At 58.7% G+C, this 23,837-nt stretch carries 20 protein-coding genes and 1 pseudogene; 13 read left to right on the forward strand and 8 right to left on the reverse strand.

All coding sequences use genetic code 11. The annotated features are described in order from the left end of the window. The first annotated feature begins 459 nt into the window (after positions 1-459). The gene (locus tag N438_RS03960) at positions 460-1,272 is read left to right on the forward strand and encodes a serine protease (protein WP_012968314.1); all 813 of its coding nucleotides are present in this window, start codon (positions 460-462) and stop codon (positions 1,270-1,272) included. Here N438_RS03960 and N438_RS03965 read toward each other — a convergent pair whose 3' ends face one another. After that, complete coding sequence (locus N438_RS03965; protein WP_227507345.1) at positions 1,273-3,375, reverse strand: bifunctional diguanylate cyclase/phosphodiesterase; 2,103 nt, start codon at positions 3,373-3,375, stop codon at positions 1,273-1,275. Here N438_RS03965 and N438_RS28695 point away from each other — a divergent pair. Next, positions 3,335-3,448: pseudogene (locus N438_RS28695) on the forward strand (hypothetical protein); the annotation flags it as partial. The gene N438_RS03965 and the pseudogene N438_RS28695 overlap by 41 nt on opposite strands. Positions 3,449-3,536: 88 nt before the next feature. Here N438_RS28695 and kpnF read toward each other — a convergent pair. Together kpnF and kpnE are read right to left on the reverse strand one after the other, a co-directional pair. After that, a complete protein-coding gene (gene kpnF, locus N438_RS03970) occupies positions 3,537-3,866 on the reverse strand; it encodes a multidrug efflux SMR transporter subunit KpnF (RefSeq protein WP_008805028.1) in 330 nt (109 codons plus the stop codon). Next, positions 3,853-4,215, reverse strand: a complete 363-nt coding sequence (gene kpnE, locus N438_RS03975; protein WP_008805029.1) for a multidrug efflux SMR transporter subunit KpnE — start codon at positions 4,213-4,215, stop codon at positions 3,853-3,855. The genes kpnF and kpnE overlap by 14 nt, the downstream gene beginning before the upstream one ends. 441 nt (positions 4,216-4,656) lie before the next feature. Here kpnE and N438_RS03980 point away from each other — a divergent pair, with 441 nt between their 5' ends. From N438_RS03980 to mdcH, 9 genes are all read left to right on the forward strand, one after another. Continuing rightward, entirely contained in the window at positions 4,657-5,691 is a 1,035-nt protein-coding gene (locus N438_RS03980; RefSeq protein WP_008805030.1) for an AI-2E family transporter, read from the forward strand. Between the two features lie 225 nt (positions 5,692-5,916). Next, positions 5,917-7,572 carry a malonate decarboxylase subunit alpha gene (gene mdcA, locus N438_RS03985; RefSeq protein WP_022065717.1) on the forward strand — a complete coding sequence of 552 codons (1,656 nt, stop codon included), beginning with the start codon at positions 5,917-5,919 and terminating at the stop codon, positions 7,570-7,572. Next, a complete protein-coding gene (locus N438_RS03990) occupies positions 7,572-8,414 on the forward strand; it encodes a triphosphoribosyl-dephospho-CoA synthase (RefSeq protein WP_116696096.1) in 843 nt (280 codons plus the stop codon). The genes mdcA and N438_RS03990 overlap by 1 nt, the downstream gene beginning before the upstream one ends. A 17-nt stretch (positions 8,415-8,431) precedes the next feature. Beyond that, positions 8,432-8,731, forward strand: coding sequence for a malonate decarboxylase acyl carrier protein (mdcC, locus tag N438_RS03995; protein ID WP_012541865.1), 300 nt, complete (start codon positions 8,432-8,434; stop codon positions 8,729-8,731). Beyond that, entirely contained in the window at positions 8,724-9,557 is an 834-nt protein-coding gene (locus N438_RS04000) for a biotin-independent malonate decarboxylase subunit beta (protein WP_012541866.1), read from the forward strand. Before mdcC ends, N438_RS04000 begins: the two co-directional genes overlap by 8 nt. After that, on the forward strand, positions 9,557-10,357 hold the full coding sequence (gene mdcE, locus N438_RS04005; RefSeq protein WP_063105625.1) for a biotin-independent malonate decarboxylase subunit gamma: 801 nt from the start codon (positions 9,557-9,559) through the stop codon (positions 10,355-10,357). The genes N438_RS04000 and mdcE overlap by 1 nt, the downstream gene beginning before the upstream one ends. Positions 10,358-10,493: 136 nt before the next feature. Further along, on the forward strand, positions 10,494-11,453 hold the full coding sequence (locus N438_RS04010) for an AEC family transporter (RefSeq protein ID WP_022066047.1): 960 nt from the start codon (positions 10,494-10,496) through the stop codon (positions 11,451-11,453). 3 nt (positions 11,454-11,456) lie between these two features. Continuing rightward, a complete protein-coding gene (locus N438_RS04015) occupies positions 11,457-12,074 on the forward strand; it encodes a malonate decarboxylase holo-ACP synthase (protein WP_023340080.1) in 618 nt (205 codons plus the stop codon). Beyond that, a complete protein-coding gene (mdcH, locus tag N438_RS04020) occupies positions 12,074-12,976 on the forward strand; it encodes a malonate decarboxylase subunit epsilon (protein WP_022066049.1) in 903 nt (300 codons plus the stop codon). The genes N438_RS04015 and mdcH overlap by 1 nt, the downstream gene beginning before the upstream one ends. On the opposite strand, the gene N438_RS04025 is transcribed toward mdcH, so the two are convergent. The 3 genes from N438_RS04025 to N438_RS04035 all read right to left on the reverse strand — a co-directional run bounded on the left by N438_RS04025 (position 12,966) and on the right by N438_RS04035 (position 16,892). After that, positions 12,966-13,892, reverse strand: coding sequence for a LysR substrate-binding domain-containing protein (locus tag N438_RS04025; RefSeq protein WP_116696097.1), 927 nt, complete (start codon positions 13,890-13,892; stop codon positions 12,966-12,968). The genes mdcH and N438_RS04025 overlap by 11 nt on opposite strands. A 158-nt stretch (positions 13,893-14,050) precedes the next feature. Further along, positions 14,051-15,661, reverse strand: coding sequence for a malate dehydrogenase (quinone) (mqo, locus tag N438_RS04030; protein WP_224226274.1), 1,611 nt, complete (start codon positions 15,659-15,661; stop codon positions 14,051-14,053). 307 nt (positions 15,662-15,968) lie between these two features. Then, positions 15,969-16,892 carry an N-acetylmuramic acid 6-phosphate etherase gene (locus N438_RS04035; RefSeq protein WP_008805041.1) on the reverse strand — a complete coding sequence of 308 codons (924 nt, stop codon included), beginning with the start codon at positions 16,890-16,892 and terminating at the stop codon, positions 15,969-15,971. A gap of 373 nt (positions 16,893-17,265) precedes the next feature. Between N438_RS04035 and N438_RS04040 the strand changes: the two genes are divergently transcribed. Together N438_RS04040 and dcuR are read left to right on the forward strand one after the other, a co-directional pair. After that, positions 17,266-18,882 carry a sensor histidine kinase gene (locus tag N438_RS04040; RefSeq protein ID WP_116696098.1) on the forward strand — a complete coding sequence of 539 codons (1,617 nt, stop codon included), beginning with the start codon at positions 17,266-17,268 and terminating at the stop codon, positions 18,880-18,882. Continuing rightward, positions 18,879-19,598, forward strand: coding sequence for a two-component system response regulator DcuR (gene dcuR, locus N438_RS04045; RefSeq protein WP_008805043.1), 720 nt, complete (start codon positions 18,879-18,881; stop codon positions 19,596-19,598). Before N438_RS04040 ends, dcuR begins: the two co-directional genes overlap by 4 nt. Here dcuR and N438_RS04050 read toward each other — a convergent pair. Both N438_RS04050 and N438_RS04060 read right to left on the reverse strand, forming a co-directional pair. Continuing rightward, on the reverse strand, positions 19,579-20,529 hold the full coding sequence (locus N438_RS04050; protein ID WP_023297542.1) for an FAD:protein FMN transferase: 951 nt from the start codon (positions 20,527-20,529) through the stop codon (positions 19,579-19,581). The genes dcuR and N438_RS04050 overlap by 20 nt on opposite strands. A 214-nt stretch (positions 20,530-20,743) precedes the next feature. Next, positions 20,744-23,521 carry a flavocytochrome c gene (locus N438_RS04060; RefSeq protein ID WP_116696100.1) on the reverse strand — a complete coding sequence of 926 codons (2,778 nt, stop codon included), beginning with the start codon at positions 23,519-23,521 and terminating at the stop codon, positions 20,744-20,746. Positions 23,522-23,837: the final 316 nt, after the last annotated feature.

Here is a 23,837-nt window from a genome sequence, read left to right on the forward strand (position 1 = left end):
ATAGAATTCAGGCTATCATCGCCGGTATTACCTCTCTATTTACTCAACGGCGGAGTGACGGTAACAACGTTTTCGGTGAGAAAATGTTTCGCATTGAAAATAATTACGAGAGGCGTAAAGAAGTGCGAATTCTGGTGAAGTTTTGGCGGGTAAGCGCATTATTTTTCAGCGAATCGCTGGCAAACCAGGAATAATCTCAATGCCAGACTGATGAATTATTCGCCGGGTTCAGTACGTTCTGATACACGAATTTTGTTGCGTCGGACGTCGCTTTCTGCGGAAATAGCTAAAGCAATCAGCTGGCATTAACCGTTTGAAATCAGACGGTTTTGCCAGCGGCAGCGTCAGCCCGCCTCGCCTGATGGCAGCGGTTTGGTCTGATTAGAATTATTGTTTACTTTCAAAAACTTAAATCTCCTGCTACTGTCAATAGACATCATAGCCTCCCCAGAGAGTGATATGCGTAGAGACGTTCTGTTATTGCTGTGTTCATTTTATCTGTTACCTCTGGGCGCACATGCCGATGATAGCGGACTGAGCGCCAAAGATATTAAGACGCTGTTTTTCGGCCATGATGACCGAAAAGCGGTGAGCCACCCCGAGGAAAGCCCGTGGGATGCGATCGGCCAACTGGAAACCGCCAGCGGCAATCTGTGCACAGCGACGCTTATCTCCCCTCACCTGGCGCTGACCGCTGGCCACTGTCTGTTGACGCCTCCGCGCGGCAAACCGGACAAAGCGGTTGCTCTGCGCTTTATTTCGCGCAAGGGCGGCTGGGTATATGAAATTCACGGCATTGAAGGGCGAGTGGATCCGGCCTTAGGTAAGCGCCTGAAGGCCGATGGCGATGGCTGGATCGTGCCCTCCGCCGCGGCGCCGTCAGATTTTGGCCTGATCGTACTGCGCTATGCTCCCTCGGGCATCACGCCGATCCCACTCTTCCCGGGTAGCAAGGCCGATCTCACCGCTGCGCTGAAGGCAGCGGACCGTAAAGTGACCCAATCGGGATATCCGGAGGATCATCTGGATAATCTGTACAGCCATCAGGATTGCATCGTGACCGGCTGGGCGCAAAACAGCGTGCTGTCGCATCAGTGCGATACGCTGCCAGGTGACAGCGGGTCGCCGCTGCTGTTGAAAACGGAGGACGGCTGGCAAGTGATCGCCGTGCAAAGCTCCGCTCCCGGTCCGCAGGATCGTTGGCGGGCTGACAACCGCGCCATTTCGGTTACCGGCTTTCGCGATAAGCTGGAAGCACTGGCCGGAGAGTAATCACCCCTGCGACTGACGCCGCTGCAGCAGATCGGCGATCGGCATCGGTTTACTGAAATAGTACCCCTGAAGCCGGTCGCAGCCGGCCCGCCGCAGCAGCGTCAGCTGCTGCGGATCCTCAACCCCCTCCGCCACGACCGTCATCCCCAGCGCGCGGGCAATGCGCACCGTCCCGCGCACCATCTCCGCCGCCTGTTCATCGCTGTCCACCCGCCCGGCGAGAGATTTGTCGATCTTCAGGCTATCAAAGCGAAAGCGGCGTAAATAGCCAATACTTGAGTAGCCCGTGCCAAAATCGTCCAGCGCCACGGCAATACCCTGGGCCTTCAGATTCTCCACCACCGCCTGCGAACGTTCCGGATTTTCCAGCACATAGCTCTCCGTCACCTCCACCTGCAGGCGCGACGGCGGAAAGCGGCAGGCCGCGACGGTCTTCATCACCCGGTGTTCAAAAGCCGGGTCGCGAAATTGCGCTGGCGAGATGTTCACCGACAAAAGGAGATCGTCCACCGGCTGCAGGTCGCTGCAGGCGCGTTGCAGAACGAACTGCCCGAGGGCATCAATCAGGCCGCTGCTCTCGGCGATGGCAATAAACGCATCCGGCGCCAGCGCCCCCTGCGGGCGTCGCGGCCAGCGCAGTAGCGCCTCCACGCCGGTCATCGCCAGGGTATCGGCATCGACCACCGGCTGATACCAGACCTCAAATTCATCCTGCTCCAGCCCCTGGCGGATGCCGTTCTCAATCATCAGTTGATGACGCCGCACGGCATCCAGCGCATCGTCATACCAGGCCGTCCGCCCCTTCCCGCTCTTCTTGGCGTGGTACATGGCGATATCCGCCCGGCGAAACAGCTCGGTACTGGAACATTCCGCCGGGGCGCCGCTGGCGATGCCAATGCTGGCGCCGATATAAATTTTGCGTTTGCTGAGCGTCACTGGCGCTTTCAGCAGCTCCAGCGCTGCCCAGGCGAACGCCGCCGCCCGGTCAATCGCCTTTGCGCCGCTCACCGCCATGGCGAACTCATCCCCGCCCATCCGCGCCAGCATGGCCCCCGTCGGTACCCGCGTCTGTAGGGCGCTGGCGATATGGCGGATCAGGGCGTCGCCGACATCATGACCATAGTTATCATTGACGTCCTTAAAACCATCCAGATCGATAAACACCACGCACTGAATATCGTGTTTCCCCGTCTCGCATACCTGGCTTAACCGCAGCAGAAGCGCTCGCCGGTTAGGCAGACGGCTCAGCCAGTCAATCATGGCTATCTCCCGCGCCTGACGCTCCCCGCGCGCCAGCTTATACATGCCCAAACTGCTAAAAAGGATAAACAGCAGGATCAGGCTGGCCGCCACCCCGGCGATCAGTCCCATGCTGCCTGACGAGGCCTGCGCCGCTTCAGCGCCAGGCAGGCGCGGCTGCCAGGCCAGGTATCCCAGCACCTCACCCGCCTGCGTTCGCAGCGGAATACGGTAGGCGCCAGGACCCTCGGCGAGATGCAGATGACGAATCTGAAAGGTGTCACCCAGGCGCTCCAGCAGTTGGGGGTTGATATGCCGGGTTATCACCAGATAGCGCCGCGTCGCATCAAATACCTGAAGCCGACCTGTCGTTGGGCGTATCAGGCCGATGCCGACAAAGGCGATCCCGGCCTCCGTGCGCGTGATACCGGCAAAGGCGTTTTTTCCCTCACGCAATGCTTGCGCATGAGTGTGGATCAGACTGGTCAGGCCAGCCCCTAGAAATGAGAGGTCAGTCCGGGGCAGCACCTGGCTCTGAAAGGCGCCCCACAGGATACGATAATGTTCATCGAGGACAAAGGTGCCATCGTACAGGTTATTGATTTTGAAGCCTGATCCCCAGGAATCGTACAGCCATTTCTGATCGAGTGACGGGGCGTAGGTCTGCGTTACCGCGTCATCCCAGATGGCATTGTCCAGCACCAGCGACAGCACCCGATTGACCGAGGTCTGTACCGCCCCTTCCACCGACAGCACCGAACGCTGCTGATCGATTTCATTAGATTTGCTGGCAATCAGGTGTTGTGAGAGATACAGCAGAGAAATGACCGACGCGGTGAGTCCAAGGCCGGCGAGGAATATCATTATTGACAACGTCCTGGCGGAAGGAATTTTCCGCCAGCCGAAAGCAGTGAACATGCGCAGTCCTCATCGTCACCAGGCACACTATCAGCGAGGGGCTGATCTTGAGTTAAGCATACTACAGAGGACCTGTTTTGCCGCCTGGCTTTGCAGGCGGCGAGACGTCAGGCGAGTTTAATTAACACCATGCCGGCCACCAGCAGGATGAGCCCCGCCCAGCCTTTGTTATTCAGGCGCTGACCAAACAGCACCCAGCCGGCGGCGATGGTCGCCGCGATACCGAAGCCGCCCCACAGCGCATAGGCGACCGAGAGATCGATCCCTTTAACCGCCTGCGACAGGGCGCTGAACGCGCCCAGCACCGCCGCCAGGGACAGGATGCCGTAGACTTTGCGGCGGAAGCCATCGGAAAACTTCAAAAAGACGTTGGCAATGATTTCAAGCACGATGGCGACGGCCAGCCACGCGGCGTGGATCCACTCAAACTGCTGCATGGGCCACCTCCTGCTTTGACGACGCTTTTTTCTGGGTGCCGGACTTAATTAAGACGATCCCCACCACCAGGGTGGTCAGGCCGGCGATCTTCAGCGGCGACAGGCTTTCATCAAACAACAGCACGCTAAACACGGTAATCAGCAAAATGCCGATCCCTTCCCATAGCGCGTAGGCCACACCCAGGGCAATTTTTTTAACCGCAAAGGCAAGAAAAATATATGACAGAGCAATCATGGCCAGCATTAAAATAAAACCGGTATGACCACCGCTCACGCTCGCCCATTTCATCGACAAGGTGCCGGTAATTTCAGCAACAATAGCTAAAGCTAATAAAATCCAATAAAACATGATCCCTTCTCCTGCTTGAGAATATAATCCATTACCGTTTACGCGAGGCGTAAACAGGAAAATTTCTGACGTAGATTTCGCTGTGCGCTTGGCGCCAGCTCAGGCAGAGAGAAGGTGACTATAGCGCCGAATGCCAGTGCTGCTCGCCGGCAAAACGGGAAAAAGAGAGAGAGACTGCGGGGTGGTTTAAAATATACATCCTGAACTGATTGTCCATAAAATTACAATTATCCGCGGTGTTGCTTCTCGTCCGTTGCGGATGAAAATTGTCCTCAGTAGTTATACACAGATAAATTTGTAGCATAGTGCTACATTTAATTCAAAGAATTTGCAATTCTTTACGCCGCCGTTTTGCTTCAATGCGTTTTTTCTGCAAAAAAACGTCATTATGCTAATGTAACGCAACCTGTTAATAGGCAAGGAAGATTGAGGTCGGGACCTATGGCTAAACCCATTATTACACTTAACGGATTAAAGATGGTCATCATGCTGGGCATGCTGGTGATCATCCTTACCGGCATTCGCTTTGCGGCGGACATTATTGTCCCCTTTATTCTCGCCCTCTTTCTGGCGGTGATCATTAATCCGTTGGTACAACTGCTGGTCCGCTGCCGGGTCCCGCGCGTGCTGGCGATCTCGATGCTGATTGGCCTCATCGTCATGCTGGCCATTGTGCTGCTGGCCTCGCTGGGGACCTCGCTTAACGAGCTGGCGCGCACCTTACCGCAATATCGCAACTATCTCTACGAGCCGATGCAAACCATCGCCCCCTGGCTGCAGCGCATGGGGTTCACCGTCTCGGTGGTGGAGCTGAATAAATACATCGATCCTAACGCGGTGATGACGCTGGTCACCAGCCTGCTCACTCAGCTGTCGAACGCGATGTCCTCGATTTTTCTGCTGCTGCTGACGGTGGTATTTATGCTGCTGGAGGTCCCCCAGCTTCCCGCCAAGCTGCAACAGCTGATGTCCCGTCCGGTTGAAGGGATGGGCGCCATTCAGCGGGCCATCGACAGCGTGTCGCATTATCTGGTGCTGAAAACCGCGATTAGCCTGGTGACCGGCCTGGTGGTCTGGGGCATGCTGGTGCTGCTGGACGTGCGCTTCGCTTTCATGTGGGGACTGCTGGCCTTCGCGCTCAACTATATTCCCAATATTGGCTCCGTGCTGGCGGCCATCCCGCCGATCCTGCAGGTACTGGTGTTTGGCGGGCTGTACGAGGCGCTGGTGGTCCTGGCCGGCTACCTGATTGTCAACCTGGTGTTCGGCAACATTCTGGAGCCACGGGTGATGGGACGTGGCCTGGGGCTCTCCACGTTGGTGGTGTTTCTGTCCTTGATCTTCTGGGGCTGGCTATTGGGCCCGGTCGGCATGCTGCTGTCGGTGCCACTGACGATTATCGCCAAAATTGCCCTCGAGCAGACCAGCGGCGGTCAGAGTATTGCTTTCTTATTAAGTGATGTCAGTAAAGAATAACCCCTTCCCACGGCCGGCCGTGTACCGGCCGGCTTCCTCACCTGCGCTCTTCCCTTAGACCACTACGCCTTTCGTATTATTGATCCCTATCACAAACGGTAAGACCCAATCGTTACTCTAAAGCTAACAATTAGCCGCCGTGCTTAATTGATGCGCAGCGCCGCGCATCGCACACTAACTTCCACCAGGACAAACAAAACGATTTGTCGAATCAGGAGGTTAACAATGAATGCTGAACAAACGACGGCGCGGGTCTGGAACCGTCGCCGGACGGAAAAACAGCGGCGGCTGGCCGAAGCGAAGATCGCCGGCAAAGTCATCCCCACTGACCAGCTGGTCAGCGTACTGGAAAATCTGCTCGCCCCGGGCGATCGGGTGGTGCTGGAAGGCAACAACCAGAAACAGGCTGATTTCCTCTCCCGCATGCTCGCCGAGGTCAATCCGCAAAAAATTCACGACCTGCATATGATTATGCCCAGCGTCGGGCGCAGCGAGCATCTGGACCTGTTTGAAAAAGGCATTGCCCGTAAACTGGATTTCTCTTTCTCCGGCACCCAGAGCCTGCGCATTTCGCAGCTGCTGGAAGATGGCCTGCTCGAAATCGGCGCCATCCACACCTATATCGAACTCTACTCCCGCCTGTACGTTGATCTGTCGCCAAACGTCGCGCTGATCGCGGGCTATAAAGCCGACCGCAAAGGCAACCTGTACACCGGGCCAAGTACTGAAGATACCCCGGCGCTGGTCGAAGCCGCCGCCTTCCACGATGGCATTGTGATAGCCCAGGTCAACGAACTGGTGGACGACGAATGCGATCTGCCGCGCGTGGATATTCCCGGCTCGTGGATTGATTACGTGGTGGTCGCCGACAAACCGTTCTTCATTGAACCGCTGTTCACCCGCGACCCGCGCCTGATTAAGCAAGAACACATTCTGATGGCGATGATGGCGATCAAAGGCATCTACGCGGAGCATCAGGTGCAGTCGCTTAACCACGGTATCGGCTTTAATACCGCTGCTATTGAACTGCTGCTGCCCACCTACGGCGAACAGCTCGGCCTGAAAGGCAAAATCTGTAAACACTGGACGCTGAATCCGCATCCGACCTTAATCCCGGCCATCGAGAGCGGCTGGGTGGAGAGCGTGCACTGTTTCGGCGGCGAACTGGGGATGGAAGAGTACATCCGCGCCCGCCCGGATATCTTCTTTACCGGCCCGGATGGCTCAATGCGCTCTAACCGCGCCTTCTGCCAGCTGGCAGGTCAGTACGCGGTAGATATGTTTATCGGTTCGACCCTGCAGGTTGATGGCTTGGCTAACTCCTCCACCGTCACCCGCGGCCGCCTATCCGGCTTCGGCGGCGCGCCGAACATGGGCCACGACCCGCACGGTCGCCGCCACGCCACCCCGGCATGGCTCAATATGATCACTGAACCAGACCCGATGCAGCGTGGGAAAAAACTGGTGGTGCAGATGGTCGAAACCTTCCAGGCCGGCGTGAAACCGACCTTCGTTGAAACGCTCGACGCGGTCGACGTCGCCAAAACCTCCGGCATGCCGCTGGCGCCGGTGATGATTTATGGTGATGACGTGACTCACGTGCTGACCGAAGAAGGTATCGCTTACCTGTACCGCGCGGAGAGCCTTGAAGAGCGCCGGGCGATGGTCGCCGCGGTGGCCGGGATCACCGATATTGGCCTCGGGGTGGACGCCAAACGCGTCGCCGCCCTGCGCCAGAGCGGCAAAGTGGTCTACCCGGAAGATATCGGCATTCGCCGTAGCGATGCCACCCGCTCGCTGCTGGCGGCCGGCAGCGTCGCCGACCTGGTGGAGTGGTCCGACGGACTGTACAACCCACCGGCAAAATTCCGGAGCTGGTAATGAAAAATCTCTCCCCCCTGCACGCAGAAAGCCGCGTCAGCTGGCTGGCGCATACCGCCAGCGCGTGTCTGATTGACGAAGCCCGTCTGAGTCCGAAACCGGGCCTGGTCGATAGTCGCGGCAACGGCGCGCATCAGGATCTTAATCTGAACCTGATGGAACGCTCCGCCCGCAGTCTGCAGCCGACCTTTCACGCGCTGGCGCAGCAAAGCTGGCAGCGTCCGGCGGATATCGCCCTGCGCGAAACCGTCGGCCGCCTCGGTCGCGAAGGTGAAGCGCAGATGATGATGGCGACGGGTGGAGTTAACACCCACCGCGGCGCTATCTGGGCGCTGGGCCTGCTGGTCAGCGCGGTGGCGATGTTGGGTGGAGAGGGTCAATCACAGGCGATCGCCGCCGCCGCCGCCGCCCTCGCCCGCCTGCCTGACGGCTTCGCGCCGAAAAGCTTTAGTAAGGGGCTGCGCGCCAGCCGCCGCTGGCAGGTGCCGGGCGCACGCGAGGAAGCGCAGCGCGGATTTCCGCATGTTACCACCCTGGCGCTGCCGCAACTGCAGCAGAGCCGGGCGCGAGGCGCCAGCGAGCCGCAGGCGCGCCTTGATGCGCTGATGGCCATCATGACCTCGCTGAGCGATACCTGCGTGCTGTCGCGCGCCGGCATGAACGGCCTGCACGCCATGCAGCAAGGCGCTCGCGAGGTTCTGGCGGCGGGCGGTTGCGCCAGCGTCGCCGGTCGCGCCGCGCTGGCGCGCCTTGATGCGCAGATGCTGGCGCACAACGCCTCGCCGGGTGGCGCGGCCGATCTCCTTGCCGCCACCCTGTTTCTCGACCGGGTTGCCGGCTAACGCATTCAGAGGATGTTATGGAACAGATTACATTGTCATTTCCTGCCAACCGCGCCCTCAGCGGCAAAGCATTGGCAGGGGTCGTAGGTTCAGGCGATATGGAAGTGCTTTATACCGCCGCACAGAGCGCCACGCTCAACGTACAGATCACCACCTCCGTGGATAACAGCCAGGCGCGCTGGCAGGCGCTGTTCGACAGGCTGAACCTGATCAACGGTCTGCCCGCCGGGCAGTTGATTATCCACGACTTCGGCGCCACGCCGGGCGTCGCTCGTATTCGTATTGAACAAGTCTTTGAGGAGGCCGCTCATGCGTAACGATCGCAGCTTTATCGAACTGCGCGCTCGCGAACGCGCCCACGCCCTGCTGGACGACGGCAGCTACCGCGAACTGCTGGATCCGTTTGAAGGCATTATGTCGCCGTGGCTCGGCGCGCAGGGCATCGTCCCGCAGTCCGACGACGGTATGGTGGTCGCCAAAGGCACGATCAACGGCCAACCTGCGGTGGTGATTGCCATCGAAGGCACCTTCCAGGGCGGTAGTATGGGCGAAGTCTCCGGCGCCAAAATGGCCGCCGCGCTGGAGCTGGCGGCGGAAGATAACCGCAACGGTATCCCGACCCAGGCGGTGCTGTGCCTCGAAACCGGCGGCGTACGTCTGCAGGAGGCCAACCTCGGTCTGGCCGCCATCGCCGATATTCACGCCGCGATTGTCGACCTGCGCCGCTACACCCCGGTGGTCGGCATTATTACCGGTACCGTCGGCTGCTTCGGCGGCATGTCCATCGCCGCGGCGCTGTGCAGCTACCTTATCGTCACCCGTGAAGCCCGTCTCGGCCTCAACGGCCCGCAGGTTATCGAGCAGGAAGCCGGCATTGAAGAGTACGACTCCCGCAACCGTCCGTTTATCTGGAGCATGACCGGGGGTGAAATTCGCGCCGCCAGCGGGCTGGTCGACGCGCTGGTTAACGATGGCGTTAATGCCGTTAAAACCGCAATGAACGAGGCGATCGCCAAAGGCGTACCGGCCCAGCACCGTAGCGACAACTATGACGATTATCTGCGTCGCTTGAGCCAGTTCGATACCCGCCAGCAGGCGGATACCGCGCAGATTAAACAGCTTTTTGCCCGGGAGGATAAATAATGAATCAGTTCCCAAACCGCGCCGCGCTGTGGCTGAATAAACTGGCGCCCGATGCGCCGCTGATGAGTGGTCTGTGCCCTTCGGTGCAGGTCGCAGATGGCCAGATTGATGGTGAAAGCCTCCGCTTTATCGCCGTGGTGCCTGACGCCAACAACCACTACCCGCGCGCCGCTGGCGGCGAAGTCGGCCTGCTGGAAGGCTGGACGCTGGCGAAAGTGGTCAATGAAACCATCGCCGCTGACGCCGACCAGCCTGTCAAACGGCCGATCGTCGCGGTAATTGATGTCCCAAGCCAGGCCTATGGCCGCCGCGAAGAAGCTTTCGGCATCCATCAGGCGCTGGCCGGGGCGGCAGGCGCCTACGCCAAAGCCCGTCTTGCCGGCCACCCGGTGATTGGCCTGATTGTCGGAAAAGCGATGTCCGGGGCGTTTCTGGCCCACGGCTACCAGGCCAACCGCCTGATCGCCTTTAACGATAGCGGCGTGCTGGTCCACGCGATGGGGAAAGAATCGGCGGCGCGCATTACGCTGCGTACCGTAGAGGCGCTGGAGAAACTGGCGGCGACGATCCCGCCGATGGCCTACGACGTCAGCAACTATGCGACGCTCGGCCTGCTCTCCGCCCTTCTGGATATTAATAATCCGGATGCGCCAGACGAAGGCGATCTGTCGCTGGTCAGCCGTACCCTGCGCGACGCCATCGCTGACGCGCGCAAAGATACCTCGCTGAAGTGCCGCCTGGGCGCGGAAAACCGCCGTAGCTCACAACTGGTTCGCGATCGCATGCGCGCCAGCTGGTAAGACGTTCGTACGTAAGTAGTAGAAGAAAACCTGCCGGAAGCTGTCCCCCGGAGCGCGGAATACACGCTCCGGGAAGGGACGGCTTTTAGAAAAAATAACAATCGCGCCAGTACTCTATTTTATTTACAGGTGATTTATGACTTATGTGATTATTCATGCTCTTGCCCCGATTTTCGTCATTATGCTGCTGGGCTTCTGGGCCGGTAAGGCCGGGATGGTAGATAATAAAAATGTCTCCCTGCTCAATATCTTTGTAATGGATTTTGCCTTACCCGCCACGCTGTTTAGCGCCACGGTACAAACGCCGTGGGCCGGTATCGTCGCCCAGTCGCCGCTGGTGCTGGTGCTGACCGGCGCGATGTGGATCACCTATGCCGCGATCTACTTCCTCGCCACCAGCGTGTTCAAACGCACACCGCAGGATGCCGCGGTGCTGACCCTCACCGTCGCCCTGCCAAACTATGCCGCGTTGGGTCTGCCGATCCTCGGCAGCGTGCTGGGTGAAGGCGCGTCAACCTCGCTGTCGGTGGCGGTCTCTATCGCTTGCGGCTCGGTACTGATGACCCCGTTCTGCCTGCTGATTCTGGAACGTGAAAAAGCCCGCGCCGCAGGTGAAAACAGCGGTTCTACGCTGGCGATGCTGCCGGTGCTGATGTGGCGTTCGGTGAAAAAACCGATCGTCTGGGGCCCGCTGCTTGGGGTGGTGCTTTCCGCGATCGGCATTAAAATGCCGGAAATGCTGCTGGCCTCCATCAAACCGCTGGGCCTGGCCGCCACCGCCGCCGCGCTGTTCCTCACCGGGGTGATCCTGTCGGCACGTAAACTGCAGCTCAATGCGCTGATCGCCACTTCCACCATCGTAAAACTGCTGGTGCAGCCGTTTATTGCCTGGGCTCTGGTGATGTTACTTGGTCTGCACGGTTCCATTGCCATTACCGCGATCCTGATGATTGCCCTGGCCGCCGGCTTCTTCGGCGTGGTCTTCGGCAACCGCTTCGGCGTCCAGTCTCCTGATGCTGAAGCCGTGCTGCTGTTAAGCTCGGTTCTGTGTATCCTGTCGCTACCGCTGTTTATCTCTTTGACTTCAGGACTGTAAACCATGTCATCAACGCCGCGTCCCCACGATTTACTCTGGTTAAACCACGCCAGCGCCCTGGAAGCGATTGCCGAGCCGTGGGTGGCTCAGCAGTGGCGAGCCGCGCTGCCGGTGGTGGTGAGACGCGACGTTGATAACCAGGCCCGCATCCCGGTGGGGGTGCGGGGCATGAAGCGCGAGCAGCGCGCCGCCGGTTGGGTCCAGGCGCACAATATCGTGCGCTGCGTGACGCCGGAAATGCTGGTGGAGCGCGAGCGTCTGCTGGGCTCCCCTTTTGTTTCACAGCCGCCGGTTCAGGCGGCTATCGCCCTTACCTTATACCCCTGGTCCTGGGGCTGGGGCGTCACCGGCAGTACCGGCTATGCGCTGGCCACTGAGATCCCGGTACTCCATGCGGCAAGCGATCTGGATCTGCTGATCCGCGCGCCGGAGCCGCTGGATCGCGAGGCGCTGCGCGAATGGCAGGCCCGTGTGGCCCAACTGCCGTGCCGCGCCGATACCCAGGTAGAAACGCCCTACGGCGCCTTCGCCCTTAATGAGTGGCTGCGCGATGGCCGTGCGCTGCTAAAAACATCCCATGGCGCACGCTTAACCGCGACGCCGTGGCACAGGGAGGAATGATGAAGATTTTATTTACTTTTCCCGGTCAGGGCGGCCAGCGCCCCGGCATGCTGGCGGCCCTCCCCGATCGCGAGGCTATCTTCACCCAGGCGCGCGCCGTGCTGGGGGATGAAGTCGCTACTCTCGATAGCGCCGACGCGCTAAAACACACCCGTGCGGTACAACTCTGTCTGCTGATCGCCGGGGTCGCCTGGGCGCGCGAGCTACAGCGCCAGGGCGTGGATCCGCAGATGGTCAGCGGCCTCTCTATCGGCGCGTTTCCGGCAGCGGTGATTGCCGGCGCGCTCGATTTCGCCAGCGCGTTGCGGCTGGTGGCGCTGCGCGGCGATTTAATGGAGCAGGCTTATCCCGAAGGTTACGGGCTGACGGCGATTATGGGGCTGACCCGCCCGCGGGTTGAGGCGCTGATGCAGGGCCACGAGGTTTATCTCGCCAACCTCAACGCCGAAACGCAGATCGTGATCGCCGGGCGCGATGAGGCGATGGCCGAGGTGGCGCAGCTGGCGCTGCGGGCTGGCGCCAGTAAAGCCCAGCGGCTGGCGGTCAGCGTGCCCTCGCACTGCGCACTGCTGGATAAACCCGCCGCAGCGCTGGCAAAAGCCTTTGCCGACGTCACCTTAACGCGCCCTCAGCGCGCCTATTTAAGCGGCTCGACGGCGCGCGTGCTGTGGGATCCACAGCGGATCGCTGACGATCTGGCGATGAACATGGCGCGCACCGTGCACTGGCAGGAGGCGATGATCGCCGCCGATGAACGCGACGCCAGGCTGGCAATCGAGATGCCGCCCGGCGGGGTGCTCACCTGCCTGACCCGCCAGGCGGGCTGGCGCGGCGAGACCATTGCGCTGGAGCGCAGCGGCGTAGACGTCGCCCGCCATCTGGCGCAGCGGCTTAGTGATTAATACTGCGGGCGTACATCCGCCCTTCCGCCGCCAGCGCCAGCAGGTCGGCATCGCGCTCGCGATGGTGCGAATAGACGATAGAGATCAGCTGGCGCATCTGATAGGGTTCCGCCAGCTTTAACAGCTGCACATCGTTTTCATAAACTTTCTTCATGCGTCCCGGCAGCAGCGCGAAGCCGACGCCCGCCTGCACCAGACTTATCATCGAAAAGATATCATTCACCCGGGTCACAATTTCCGGCTCAAAACCGGCCACCTGAAAGGCCTCCTGAAACCCGGCATAAGTCGCAAACCCTTCCGCCAGCGAAACAAACTTACGATCGGCATAATCGCGCAGGTCGGCAAGCTCTGTGGTATTCAGCTGTTCCGTCGCCGGCGCGGCGAGGAAGATATCATCTTCAAACAGCGGCACCACGTCGAAAGCCGAATTATTGTATTCGCCTTCATTGGTGGCGATTAAGATAGCGTCAAGGGCATCGTCTTCCAGCATATCCAGCAGCATCTGATTGGAGCCCATCGTCAGATCCAGCTCCAGCTCCGGGCGACGCAGCTTCATCCCCATGATGATGCGCGGAACGGTTTCCAGGGTCAGCGAATAGAGGGTACCGATGCGCAACCGTCCCTGACAGACGCCGGCGACTTTACGCGTCGCCTCAAGCCCACGGCTCATCAGACTCATCACATCCTGGCAGTATTCAAGCAGCGTCCACGCCGCCTGCAGCGGCAGCAGGTTGCGCCCTTTGTGGACAAACAGCGGGCAGCCGACCCCCTCTTCGAGCGTATGCAGCGCGCGGTGCACGCTAACGCTGCTGAGCTTCATGGCTTCGGCGGTTCTGGCGATATTGCCCTTCGCCATAAACATCATAAAGACCGACAGCTTGCGGAAGGTGATCTCCTGGTTGATATCGTCTTTCATAGCCCTTCCACACTCCTGGTTTACTTTTCTTTTTTCAATTCAAACCAGTATATCTTTTATGACGGCAAAGTTGCAGGCAACGCGCGGCAGGGACGGGAAATGAACGCAAAAAAGGGAAGACCGTGGTCTTCCCTTTTGTTCACTGCACGAATGTGCTTTTACAGCGCCATATCATGCTGCGGCGAGGCGTCGCGCGGCGGCTCTGCCGGTTTGGCGGTCGCGGTCGGCGCAGCCGCTGGCATCTGGATCACCGGCGGCTTAGTCAGCTGCAGCGCCGCGGCGGTGTCATCCCATACCTGCTGGGTCAGCGCCACGTTACCGTTCAGCTTCTGACCGTAGCTCGGCACGATAGCGTGAATACGGCTCTGCCACTCCGGCGAGTTAAACTGCTGCGGGAACATCTGCTTGAGTACGTTCAGGGTGATCGGCGCGGCGGTGGAAGCACCTGGCGATGCGCCGAGCAGCGCAGAAATCGTTTTCTGCTGATCGACCACCACTTCGGTACCGAGCTTCAGAACGCCGCCCTTCTCCGCGTCTTTCTTGATGATCTGCACGCGCTGACCGGCCTGGATCAGTTTCCAGTCTTCTTTACGCGCGTCCGGGTAGTACTCTTTCAGCGCAGCAAAACGGTCATCATCACTGAGCATCACCTGGCTGACGAGATATTTCACCAGATCGAAGTTGTCGAGACCGACGTGGGTCATCGGCAGCACGTTATCGGTGGTGGTGGTGCTGAGCAGGTCAAAGAACGAACCATTTTTCAGGAACTTGGTCGAGAAGGTGGCGAATGGCCCGAACAGCACCACGCGCTTCCCGTCGAGATAACGAGCGTCAAGATGCGGCACCGACATCGGCGGCGCGCCGACCGAAGCCTGACCATAGACTTTCTCCAGATGCTGCGCGGTGACCGCCGGGTTCTCGGTCATCAGGAACGAGCCGCCCACCGGGAAACCGGCATAGTTATCCGCTTCCGGAATGCCGGTTTTCTGCAGCAGCTTCAGCGCGCCGCCGCCGGCGCCGATAAAGACGTATTTGGCGTCAATAGTCTGCGCGTCCCCGCTCTGCACGTTCTTAATCGTCACGTGCCAGGAGTTGTCGGCATTGCGTTTGAAATCGGTCACCTCGGAGGAGGTTTGCAGGGTGAAGTGGTTATTTTTCTTCAGGCTGCCGATCAGCTGGCGGGTAATTTCGCCGTAGTTGACATCGGTACCCACCGGCGTCCAGGTGGCGGCCACTTTCTGCTGCGGATCGCGCCCTTCCATCACCAGCGGCGCCCACTGTTTAATTTGCGCGTGATCGGTGGAGAATTTCATCCCCTGGAATAAGGTAGTCTGCTGCAGCGCGTTATAACGTTTTTGCAGGTAATCCACATTATCGCCCCACACGAAACTCATATGCGGTGTGGAGTTAATAAAGGAGTGCGGGTCGTGCAAAATACCGCGTTTCACCTGTGCCGACCAGAACTGACGGGAAATCATAAACTGTTCGTTAATATCCAGCGCTTTGCTGACGTCAATCGACCCGTCCGCTCGTTCCGGGGTATAGTTCAGCTCCATATTCGCTGAATGGCCGGTACCGGCGTTATTCCAGCCGTTGGAAGATTCCAGGGCCACGCCGTCCAGTTTCTCCACCATGGTCAGGTTCCAGTCCGGCTGCAGCGCCTGCAGCCAGGTGCCGAGCGAGGCGCTCATGATCCCGCCGCCAATCAGCAGGAAGTCGGTTTTTTTCGAGGTATCCGCTTCAGCATGCGTCGCCGCGCTGACGAACATCGCTAATGCGGTAAAGGAAATAATCGTTTTTTTCATTGCAGGCATAATAGAATTATCACGTAGCACACGGTAATAAGAGGCAGCATATTAACGCACTTTTACTTTATTTTAAAATATCATTTACACTCTGGTATTTTTAATCAAATAATTATTTAACTTAAAAAAGCAAAGCGAGACATCAAAATGATACCTGGTAAAAAATAAGATCGAAAATTCAGCCTGATTGCTGAGAAAAATAAAAAAGAGAGATTTTTTTAGTTAATAAAGTCCAGGCGCGTACGACAATCGCGCGCGCCTGGCTGAGGGGTTAATGGGCGGGAGTGGTCGTGCTGCTGCGCTGTGCTTCGCGCAGGGCGAGACGCAGGTGATTGTGATGTTGCGTCAGCAGCTCGCGCGCGTGCCAGGCATCCAGCCCGCTGAGCAGCATCAGGATCGCGGTGCGGCAGTGCTGATGGCAGCTGGCCAGTGCCGCTTTTGCTTCACTGCGCGTGCAGTCGGTGGCCGCCATGACAATCGCTATCTGCCGCTCCGCCCAGTGCGAATTGTCAGCCTGCACGTCCACCCGCAGATTGCTGTACACCCGACCGTCACGGATGGCGAGCCCGGTCGTCAGCATGTTGACGATCTGCCGCTGGGCCAGTTGAGCCTTCGGATTGGCTAAGCCTGCCACCGCTTCCGGCCCGGTCTGTGGGGCAATAATGATATCCGCCAGCTGCGCCGCCTCGCTGGCCGCCTGCTGAGTGACGACAGCGATAGGGGCCCCCAGCGACCAGGCGTGGCGCATCGCGCCCCACACCCACGGCGTCTTGCCGCTGACGGTCAACGCCAGCAGCATATCGTGGTTGGAAAAGTCCAGCGACTGCAGTTCAAAGGCGCCCAGGTCATAATTATTTGCTGCGGTTTCCCGCTCGGCCATCGCCGCCGTCTGCCCACCGGCAATCAGTCCCACCAGCGCGTGTTTGCCTTCCGGCGAATAGTCGCTGACCGCCTCGATGGCCGTCCGGCCTGACGCTCCAGCGCCGATAATGACCAGGCGCCCTCCCCGGCCCATCGTCGCGGTGGCGACATCAATCAGCCGGGCGATGTCCGGCAGGCAGGCGCCGACCGCCTCCGATATCTGCTTATCATCCTGATGCAGCATCGCCAGCATGTCTGCCGTGGCGAGACGATCGATGTGAGTGGTATCCGGGTGACGACGGGCCTGCATTGCAGCGGTTAGCGAACTGTTCATAACAACCTCCATTTACAACAGAAAAAGCGCATCTCGGCGACATCAGCGGCCTGATGCATATCCTTATATTCATCAGGCCTATTTAACCTCTGCCGCCACTATAAGTGGAATGTTCTGTGCTTTACCGCCGTCGGGGTCACAGTTTACCTTCCCGACCGCCCCGTCAGGGGGCGATTGCCGGTTATCTGAGCAATCCTGTCTTACGTCTCATCTTCGCCGCCCGCCGGCATGGCCAGTCAGAAGGATTGCTGGCAGAGCATGTGAAACGGTTTACGTATCGGCTAAACCGCCTCGATTGGCTTTGATTACACGGCTTTATGAAAACCGTCCTATCGGCGATAATATGCCTTCACTGAATCTATCCGGGATCGTCATGAAGGCATCAGAGCAGCAGCCTCGCGTTCGCCAACGCGCCTTACCGTTAAAGCTGAGCACCGCCGTATCCTTGATGATCGGCAGCGTCATCGGCGCCGTGCTCCTGCTGGTCTATGCCCTGTGGTATATGCAGATCAGCAATGCCACCCGCGACGGTCTGAAAGAGACCGCGCTGGCGGTGGCGCGCACCATGGCCGATATGCCGCAGGTGAAGCGCGGACTGGAGGCGCCCCCGCAGCAGCAGATCATTCAGCCGCTGGCGCAGGCCATCACCCGGCGCAACGACCTACTGTACGCTATCGTCACCGATATGCACGGTATTCGCTATTCGCATCCGGATACCTCTATCATCGGAAAGCGGTTTATCGGCCGGGATATCCTGCCCACGCTGCAGGGAAAAGAGAACGTTGCCATTAACCACGGCGTACTGGCCCCGGCGCTGCGGGTATTCACCCCGGTGTTCAACGTCCAGCACCAGCAAATTGGCGTGGTGGTGGTCGGCATTTCGCTGAGTAAAGTGGACGAACAGATCGCCAACAGCCGCTGGGACGTACTGTTGACCATCCTGTTCAGCGCGCTGGTCTGCGCGCTGGGCACCTGGAGCCTGGTACGCGGTCTGAAGCGCGTCCTGCTGGGGCTGGAGCCGCAGGAGATTTCCACCCAGTTTCAACAGCGTCAGGCCATGCTTCACGCCCTGAAGGAGGGCGTCGTTGCCGTCGATGCCCACGGCGAAGTTAATTTGATCAACCCGGCGGCGCAGGAGATCCTCTTTTCCGGCCCGGACAAAACCCTCGCCCACACGCCACTGCTCGCCGACCTGCAGACCGTCTTGCAGAGCGGCGAGCCGATGTACGACCGCGAACTGGGATGCAATGGCCTGTTGCTGATCGGCAATACGGTGCCCATTCGCAGCCAGGAAGCGGTGGTCGGCGCCATCTGTACCTTCCGCGATAAGACCGAGGTGAGCCAGCTGCTGCAGCGGCTGGACGGCATGATGAGCTATGTGGATGCCCTGCGCACCACCTCCCATGAATTTATGAATAAACTGCACGTGATCCTCGGCCTGCTGAATATGAAAAGCTATGGCAAACTCGAGGAATACGTGCTGCAGACCGCCCACCGCTATCAGGCGGACATCGGCGACATTCAGCACCGTATTAAATCCCCGGTGGTGGCGGGCTTCCTGATAAGTAAAATTCAGCGCGCCACCGAGTGCGGCTTTACGCTGACGCTGGCGGAAGAGAGCCAGGTGCCGGATTGCCCGAATGAGAAGCAGGTCACGGTGCTGGTGACGGTGCTGGGCAATCTTATCGAGAACGCGCTGGACGCCATGAGCGGCCAGGCGGAGGGTGAGATCGGCCTGCTGCTGCACTACCAGGACGGCTGGCTAAGCGGTGAAGTGAGCGATGACGGACCGGGGATCCCGGAAAATAATATCGACGCTATCTTTAACAAAGGTTTCTCCACCAAAGGCGAGAATCGTGGCGTCGGGCTGTTTCTCGCCAACCAGCAGCTGCGCGAACTGGGCGGCACCCTCGCCGTCGAGTCGGAACCCGGCGTATTTACCCAATTTTTTGTTCATCTCCCCTGGGATAGTAAAAGGAAACGTGCGTGATAAATGTGTTGATTGTTGACGATGATGCGATGGTGGCCGAACTGAATCGCCTGTACGTGGCAAGAGTTCCCGGCTTTCGTTGCAGCGGGAGCGCTTCGACGCTCAGTCAGGCCCAGGAGATGATTAACGATAAGCAGCGGGAGATCGATCTGGTGCTGCTGGATGTCTACATGCAACAGGACAGCGGGCTGGATCTACTGCCGACCATCCGCGAGTCGGGGCGCGCTATCGATGTCATCATGATCACCTCGGCGGCAGACGCCGCCACGGTGCAGACCGCGATGCATTACGGGGTGGTTGATTACCTGATCAAACCTTTCCAGTTTCCGCGCTTTGAAGAGGCGCTCACCACCTGGCGGGAGAAGCGTAAACTGATGACCGGCCAGCCGTATTACGAACAGGCCGACGTCGACCGTCTGCTGCACGGCGGCGCGCCGGAGGCCAGCGACGCGCGCAAGCTGCCCAAGGGGCTAACCGCGCAAACGCTGCGTACGCTCTGCCAGTGGATTGACGCCCATCCGGACGTTGAATTCTCTACCGATGAGCTGGCGGCGGCCGTAAATATCTCCCGCGTCTCGTGCCGCAAATATCTGATTTGGCTGGCACAGATCAATATCCTCTACACCACTATCCACTACGGCGCTACCGGGCGACCGGTCTATCGCTACCGCCTGGTCGCCGAACAGTACAGTTTGCTTAAGCAGTACAGTCAATAACCTGATAGCCGCTGTCCAGCGGCGAAAAACGCAGCCTCTGCGGCGATGAGAGAATGATGTCGCGATTTTTGGTGACGAAAATCGCGTCGATATCCTCACGCTGACGCAGCGCTGCGCAGCCCTTCTCTACGCCGAGGCCGAACAGCAGTGTAGTCCAGATATCGCCGTCTAAAGAATCCGTGGAAATCACCGTCACGCTGTCGAGTTCGTTATCCAGCGGATAACCGCTGCGCGGGTCGAGAATATGGTGCCAGCGTTTGCCGTCCTGCTCAAAATAACGTTCATAGGTTCCGGAAGTGACCACCGACTGTCCGTTGATCGTCAGGGAGCCGATCAGCGCCTGCGCGTCGGCAAACGGTTTTTTCAGGCCAATGGTCCATTCGCCGAGGGTGTGCACATTGCCGCCGAGATTGATCAGCGCCTTCTCCACCTGCTGCTGACGGAGATAATCGCGCACGCGGTCAGCGATATAGCCTTTGGCGATCGCCCCGAGATCCAACTCCATCCCCGGCTGCTGGAGAAACACGCTGCAGGTTGCCTCATCAAGGATCACCTCCTGTGGGCGGGTCAGCGCCAGTAGGGCTCTGATATCAGCCGCGTCAGGCACGCTGTGCCCCTGAAAGCCAATTCGCCACAGCTTCACCAGCGGGCCGATGGCAAGGTTAAAGGCGCTGTCGCGCACCATGCTGGCGGCTTTGGCGCACTGAATCAGCTGAAAGACCGGGCGACTGACCGTGACCGGATGGCGTCCGGCGGCATGGTTGATATCCATCACCTGCGACTCGGCGCGGTTAACGGTAAGCAGATCTTCGTAGCGTTTAATTAACTGAAATACGCGGGAGGCCAGCGCCTCATCGTGGGAATAAAGTTTGAGCAGAATGGGGGAACCCATCAGGACGGCGGAGTAGCTATAGACACGGTTATCGGACATCGGGCTCTCCTTCAGAAGGGATAAGAACCTCTCCCAGTAGGCGTAATTGGCGCAGCCAGTTTGAACACGGACAGCGCGCAGAAACCGGAGCGTACACGTAGTACGTGAGGATTTCGAGCACTGCCCAGGTTCAACATGGCAAGCAAAATAGCCCTAATGAGATAGGCTCTAAGCCGGGCGGCAAAAGCACCAGCCCGGCATCAGCAATTACCTGTTATCCTCTGGCACGTTTCGCCGCCTGGTGGCCCGCGAGGGTACCGAAGATGATGATATCCGCGACCGCGTTACCGCCGATGCGGTTGCCGCCGTGGATCCCGCCCACCACTTCACCGGCGGCGTAGGCGCCGTGGATCGGCTGCTGGTCAACGTTCAGCACTTCGCCATCGGTGTTAATGGTCACGCCGCCCATGGTGTGGTGCACCCCGGGGGCGATGCGAATGGCATGGAACGGGCCTTCGTTAATCGGCGCGCGCAGCGCGGTGGTCCGGCCAAACTGTTCATCATGCTGTTTTTCCACTGCCCCGTTGTAACACTCGAGGGTGGCGAGGAAGGCATGGTAATCCATCCCCAGTTTCTCCGCCAGTTCACGCGGGGAGCTGGCGCTGGTGACGAAGCCTTTGGCGATGTACTCATCGGCAGCTTTGTTTTTCGCCCGCACATGCTCGTCAAAGACAATGTACGCATAGTGTTCCGGCAGGGCGATAATCGCCGCCGAGACTTTATCGCGGGTCTCCATTTCGTTAAAGAAGCGGTTCCCCTGCTGGTTAACAAGAATAGCGCCGCCGCCGCGAATCGATTCGGAAATCAGGTACGAAGTCTGCTGTTCGACGGTGGGGTGAATCTGAATTTCGCCCATATCCACGGTGCCAGCGCCGATGCGTTCCAGCAGCGCGATACCGCTCCCGGTCGCCCCTTTGTGGTTGGTGGTCACGAAACCGTCGAGGTCCGGACGATACTTCACCACCATCGCGCTGTTGGCGCTGAAGCCGCCGGTGGCCACTACGATGCTTTTGGTCTGCACTTCGATGACTTCTTTTTCGTCGTTGACCAGACGTACACCGCTCACCTCATCCCCGCTCATCAGGATCTCTTCCACCGAGGTATCCAGCAGGACGTCGATGCCGCGTTTGGTGATGTTGCGCACCAGGCCGCTAATCAGATAGCCGCCGACCGCTGATCCGTCGCGCGGACGGTGGGTACGGTCAATGCTCATCCCGCCGGTGGTGGTGATGTCGTTGAGCATAATGCCGCGCTCCGCCAGCCACTCAATGGCTTGCGGCGCATTCTCCACGAAGCGACGCAGCAGCTGCGGGTTGTTTTTGTTGTGGCCGCCCTTCAGGGTTTCCTGATAGAACAACTCTTTACTGTCCTGAATACCTTTGACCCGCTGGAAGCGAGTTTCCGCGGCGTTCATCCCGGCGGAAGCCTTGATGGTGTTGCCGCCAATGGTCGGCATTTTTTCGACGATCAGGACGCTGGCGCCTTCGTCGTGAGCCTGAATGGCTGCCGCCAGGCCGGCGCCGCCGCTGCCGACCACCACCACGTCATAACTTTTCGGCGCGGCGTCATTGCCGCCCTCTTCCGCTGCCAGCGCTTTGCTGGATTTCAGCATCGCTTTAGCGACCGCTTTTTTCACCGCTTCGCTCTGGCTGGTAGCACCGGAAATGGCGTCCACGTGCGGGGTGTTGGCGGTCAGAATACGTTCGCGGATCTCTTCGAAGCTGGTGGTGAACTCGACGGTCTGCACCGGGCTCGCCGCCAGTTCAATATCGGCAATATGATCATTTTCGAGGCTAACGTTGATCACCAGTTCATTGGCGTCATCCTGAACGGTTTCAACAAACATCCCCGGCTTAAATTTAGCGTCGCCCATGCTCATGTCGCGGATCATCGCTTCCACCAGCGAGAAGCGCCACAGCGGTTCCGGAATATGCAGCGCCTCGCGCTGGGTGCTGTCGATAAACAGCTCCAGCTCTTCACCGGCGGCGATACGAGCCGCCCAGTCCGGATAGGCGATGCAGGCGCGGCCCACGGCGATCAGGTCATAACCGTGATCGAGGCCCAGCTCGGCATCAGCAACGTTAACCACCCCGCCGACGCCCATCACCGGCACCTGAGCCAGGGTTTCAGAGCGCATCGAGCAGTATTTCTCGATCAGCGGCGTCGGGTCGCTGGTATCGACGATAGAGGGACGCAGGGTCGCGCCCACCGAGAAGTGCAGATAATCGACACCGCGGGCAGCCAGCTTTTCCAGCAGATACATGGTGTCGTCGAAGCGGATCCCCGGGACCTCCATCTCTTCCGGCGAGAAGCGATAGCCGATGATAAAGGCATCGTCAGCGTACTGGCGGGCCATTTTGTGGGTGATGTCGAGGACCGCCAGCGGGAAACGGGCGCGATTGTCGCGGCTACCGCCCCACTCGTCGTCGCGCTGGTTGGAGTTCGGTGAATAGAACTGCTGGATAAGGTAGGTGTTGGCGCCGTGAATTTCGACGCCGTCGAAGCCGGCGAGAATGGCGCGACGGACGCCGTCGCCAAACTTGGCGATCATCCCTTCCACTTCTTCTCCGCTCAGCGCCCGCGGCATCGCGGCGCCCTCACGCGGCGCGGCAATAGCGCTTGGCGCCACCGGCTGGCGCCCCCCGATCAGCTGCGGGTCGACCATGCGTCCGCCGTGATAGATCTGCAGAATCGCTTTTGAACCTTGCGCTTTGATCGCCTCTGCGATTTTCGCCAGGCCGGCAATTTTTTCATCATTATCGATGCCGATCGCGCCCGGGAAGGCCAGGCCGTAGTCATCAATAAAGCAGCACTCGACAATAATGGTGCCGATGCTGCCGGCGCGAGCGCGATAGTACTCCACCAGCTCGCTGGTGACAGTCCCATCGAAATAACCGGTGCAGGTGGTCATCGGCGCCATGAGCAAACGGTTTTTCAGCTCCGTACCATTTGGTAAAGTAAATGGCTGCAGAATTCGTTCGTTACTGGTCATAAGTTACGCTCCAGATTTTAAAATATTAAAAACTCAGAATGGGGTGACGGAATCATTAATGGTTTTGGTTTTTTAATTCCTGTTGTCATGCCAATAATATAGCGTGTTTTTTAGTTACCAAATCAATTACGTTAGTTATAAAACTATTTAACCCCAACAATAACATCGCTACCTCTATTGTATTATTAAAATAATAAATAGCATTTACATAATACAAATGTACGATAACATTTTAGATACTTATGTTAACATTCAAAACGATCTAGAATTTCAATAAAAGCATTTACTTTCATGCTGTTATGAAAATAATGGATAA

This window comes from Klebsiella sp. GL120222-02 (assembly GCF_003097195.1).
Classification (GTDB): Bacteria; Pseudomonadota; Gammaproteobacteria; order Enterobacterales; family Enterobacteriaceae; genus Klebsiella; species Klebsiella variicola.

Coding starts and splice junctions, on each gene's coding strand:
- N438_RS03960 (WP_012968314.1), top strand. CDS start 460: ATGCGTAGAGACGTTCTGTTATTGCTGTGTTCATTTTATCTGTTACCT.
- N438_RS03965 (WP_227507345.1), bottom strand. CDS start 3,375: ATGATATTCCTCGCCGGCCTTGGACTCACCGCGTCGGTCATTTCTCTG.
- kpnF (WP_008805028.1), bottom strand. CDS start 3,866: ATGCAGCAGTTTGAGTGGATCCACGCCGCGTGGCTGGCCGTCGCCATC.
- kpnE (WP_008805029.1), bottom strand. CDS start 4,215: ATGTTTTATTGGATTTTATTAGCTTTAGCTATTGTTGCTGAAATTACC.
- N438_RS03980 (WP_008805030.1), top strand. CDS start 4,657: ATGGCTAAACCCATTATTACACTTAACGGATTAAAGATGGTCATCATG.
- mdcA (WP_022065717.1), top strand. CDS start 5,917: ATGAATGCTGAACAAACGACGGCGCGGGTCTGGAACCGTCGCCGGACG.
- N438_RS03990 (WP_116696096.1), top strand. CDS start 7,572: ATGAAAAATCTCTCCCCCCTGCACGCAGAAAGCCGCGTCAGCTGGCTG.
- mdcC (WP_012541865.1), top strand. CDS start 8,432: ATGGAACAGATTACATTGTCATTTCCTGCCAACCGCGCCCTCAGCGGC.
- N438_RS04000 (WP_012541866.1), top strand. CDS start 8,724: ATGCGTAACGATCGCAGCTTTATCGAACTGCGCGCTCGCGAACGCGCC.
- mdcE (WP_063105625.1), top strand. CDS start 9,557: ATGAATCAGTTCCCAAACCGCGCCGCGCTGTGGCTGAATAAACTGGCG.
- N438_RS04010 (WP_022066047.1), top strand. CDS start 10,494: ATGACTTATGTGATTATTCATGCTCTTGCCCCGATTTTCGTCATTATG.
- N438_RS04015 (WP_023340080.1), top strand. CDS start 11,457: ATGTCATCAACGCCGCGTCCCCACGATTTACTCTGGTTAAACCACGCC.
- mdcH (WP_022066049.1), top strand. CDS start 12,074: ATGAAGATTTTATTTACTTTTCCCGGTCAGGGCGGCCAGCGCCCCGGC.
- N438_RS04025 (WP_116696097.1), bottom strand. CDS start 13,892: ATGAAAGACGATATCAACCAGGAGATCACCTTCCGCAAGCTGTCGGTC.
- mqo (WP_224226274.1), bottom strand. CDS start 15,661: ATGTTCGTCAGCGCGGCGACGCATGCTGAAGCGGATACCTCGAAAAAA.
- N438_RS04035 (WP_008805041.1), bottom strand. CDS start 16,892: ATGAACAGTTCGCTAACCGCTGCAATGCAGGCCCGTCGTCACCCGGAT.
- N438_RS04040 (WP_116696098.1), top strand. CDS start 17,266: ATGAAGGCATCAGAGCAGCAGCCTCGCGTTCGCCAACGCGCCTTACCG.
- N438_RS04050 (WP_023297542.1), bottom strand. CDS start 20,529: ATGTCCGATAACCGTGTCTATAGCTACTCCGCCGTCCTGATGGGTTCC.
- N438_RS04060 (WP_116696100.1), bottom strand. CDS start 23,521: ATGACCAGTAACGAACGAATTCTGCAGCCATTTACTTTACCAAATGGT.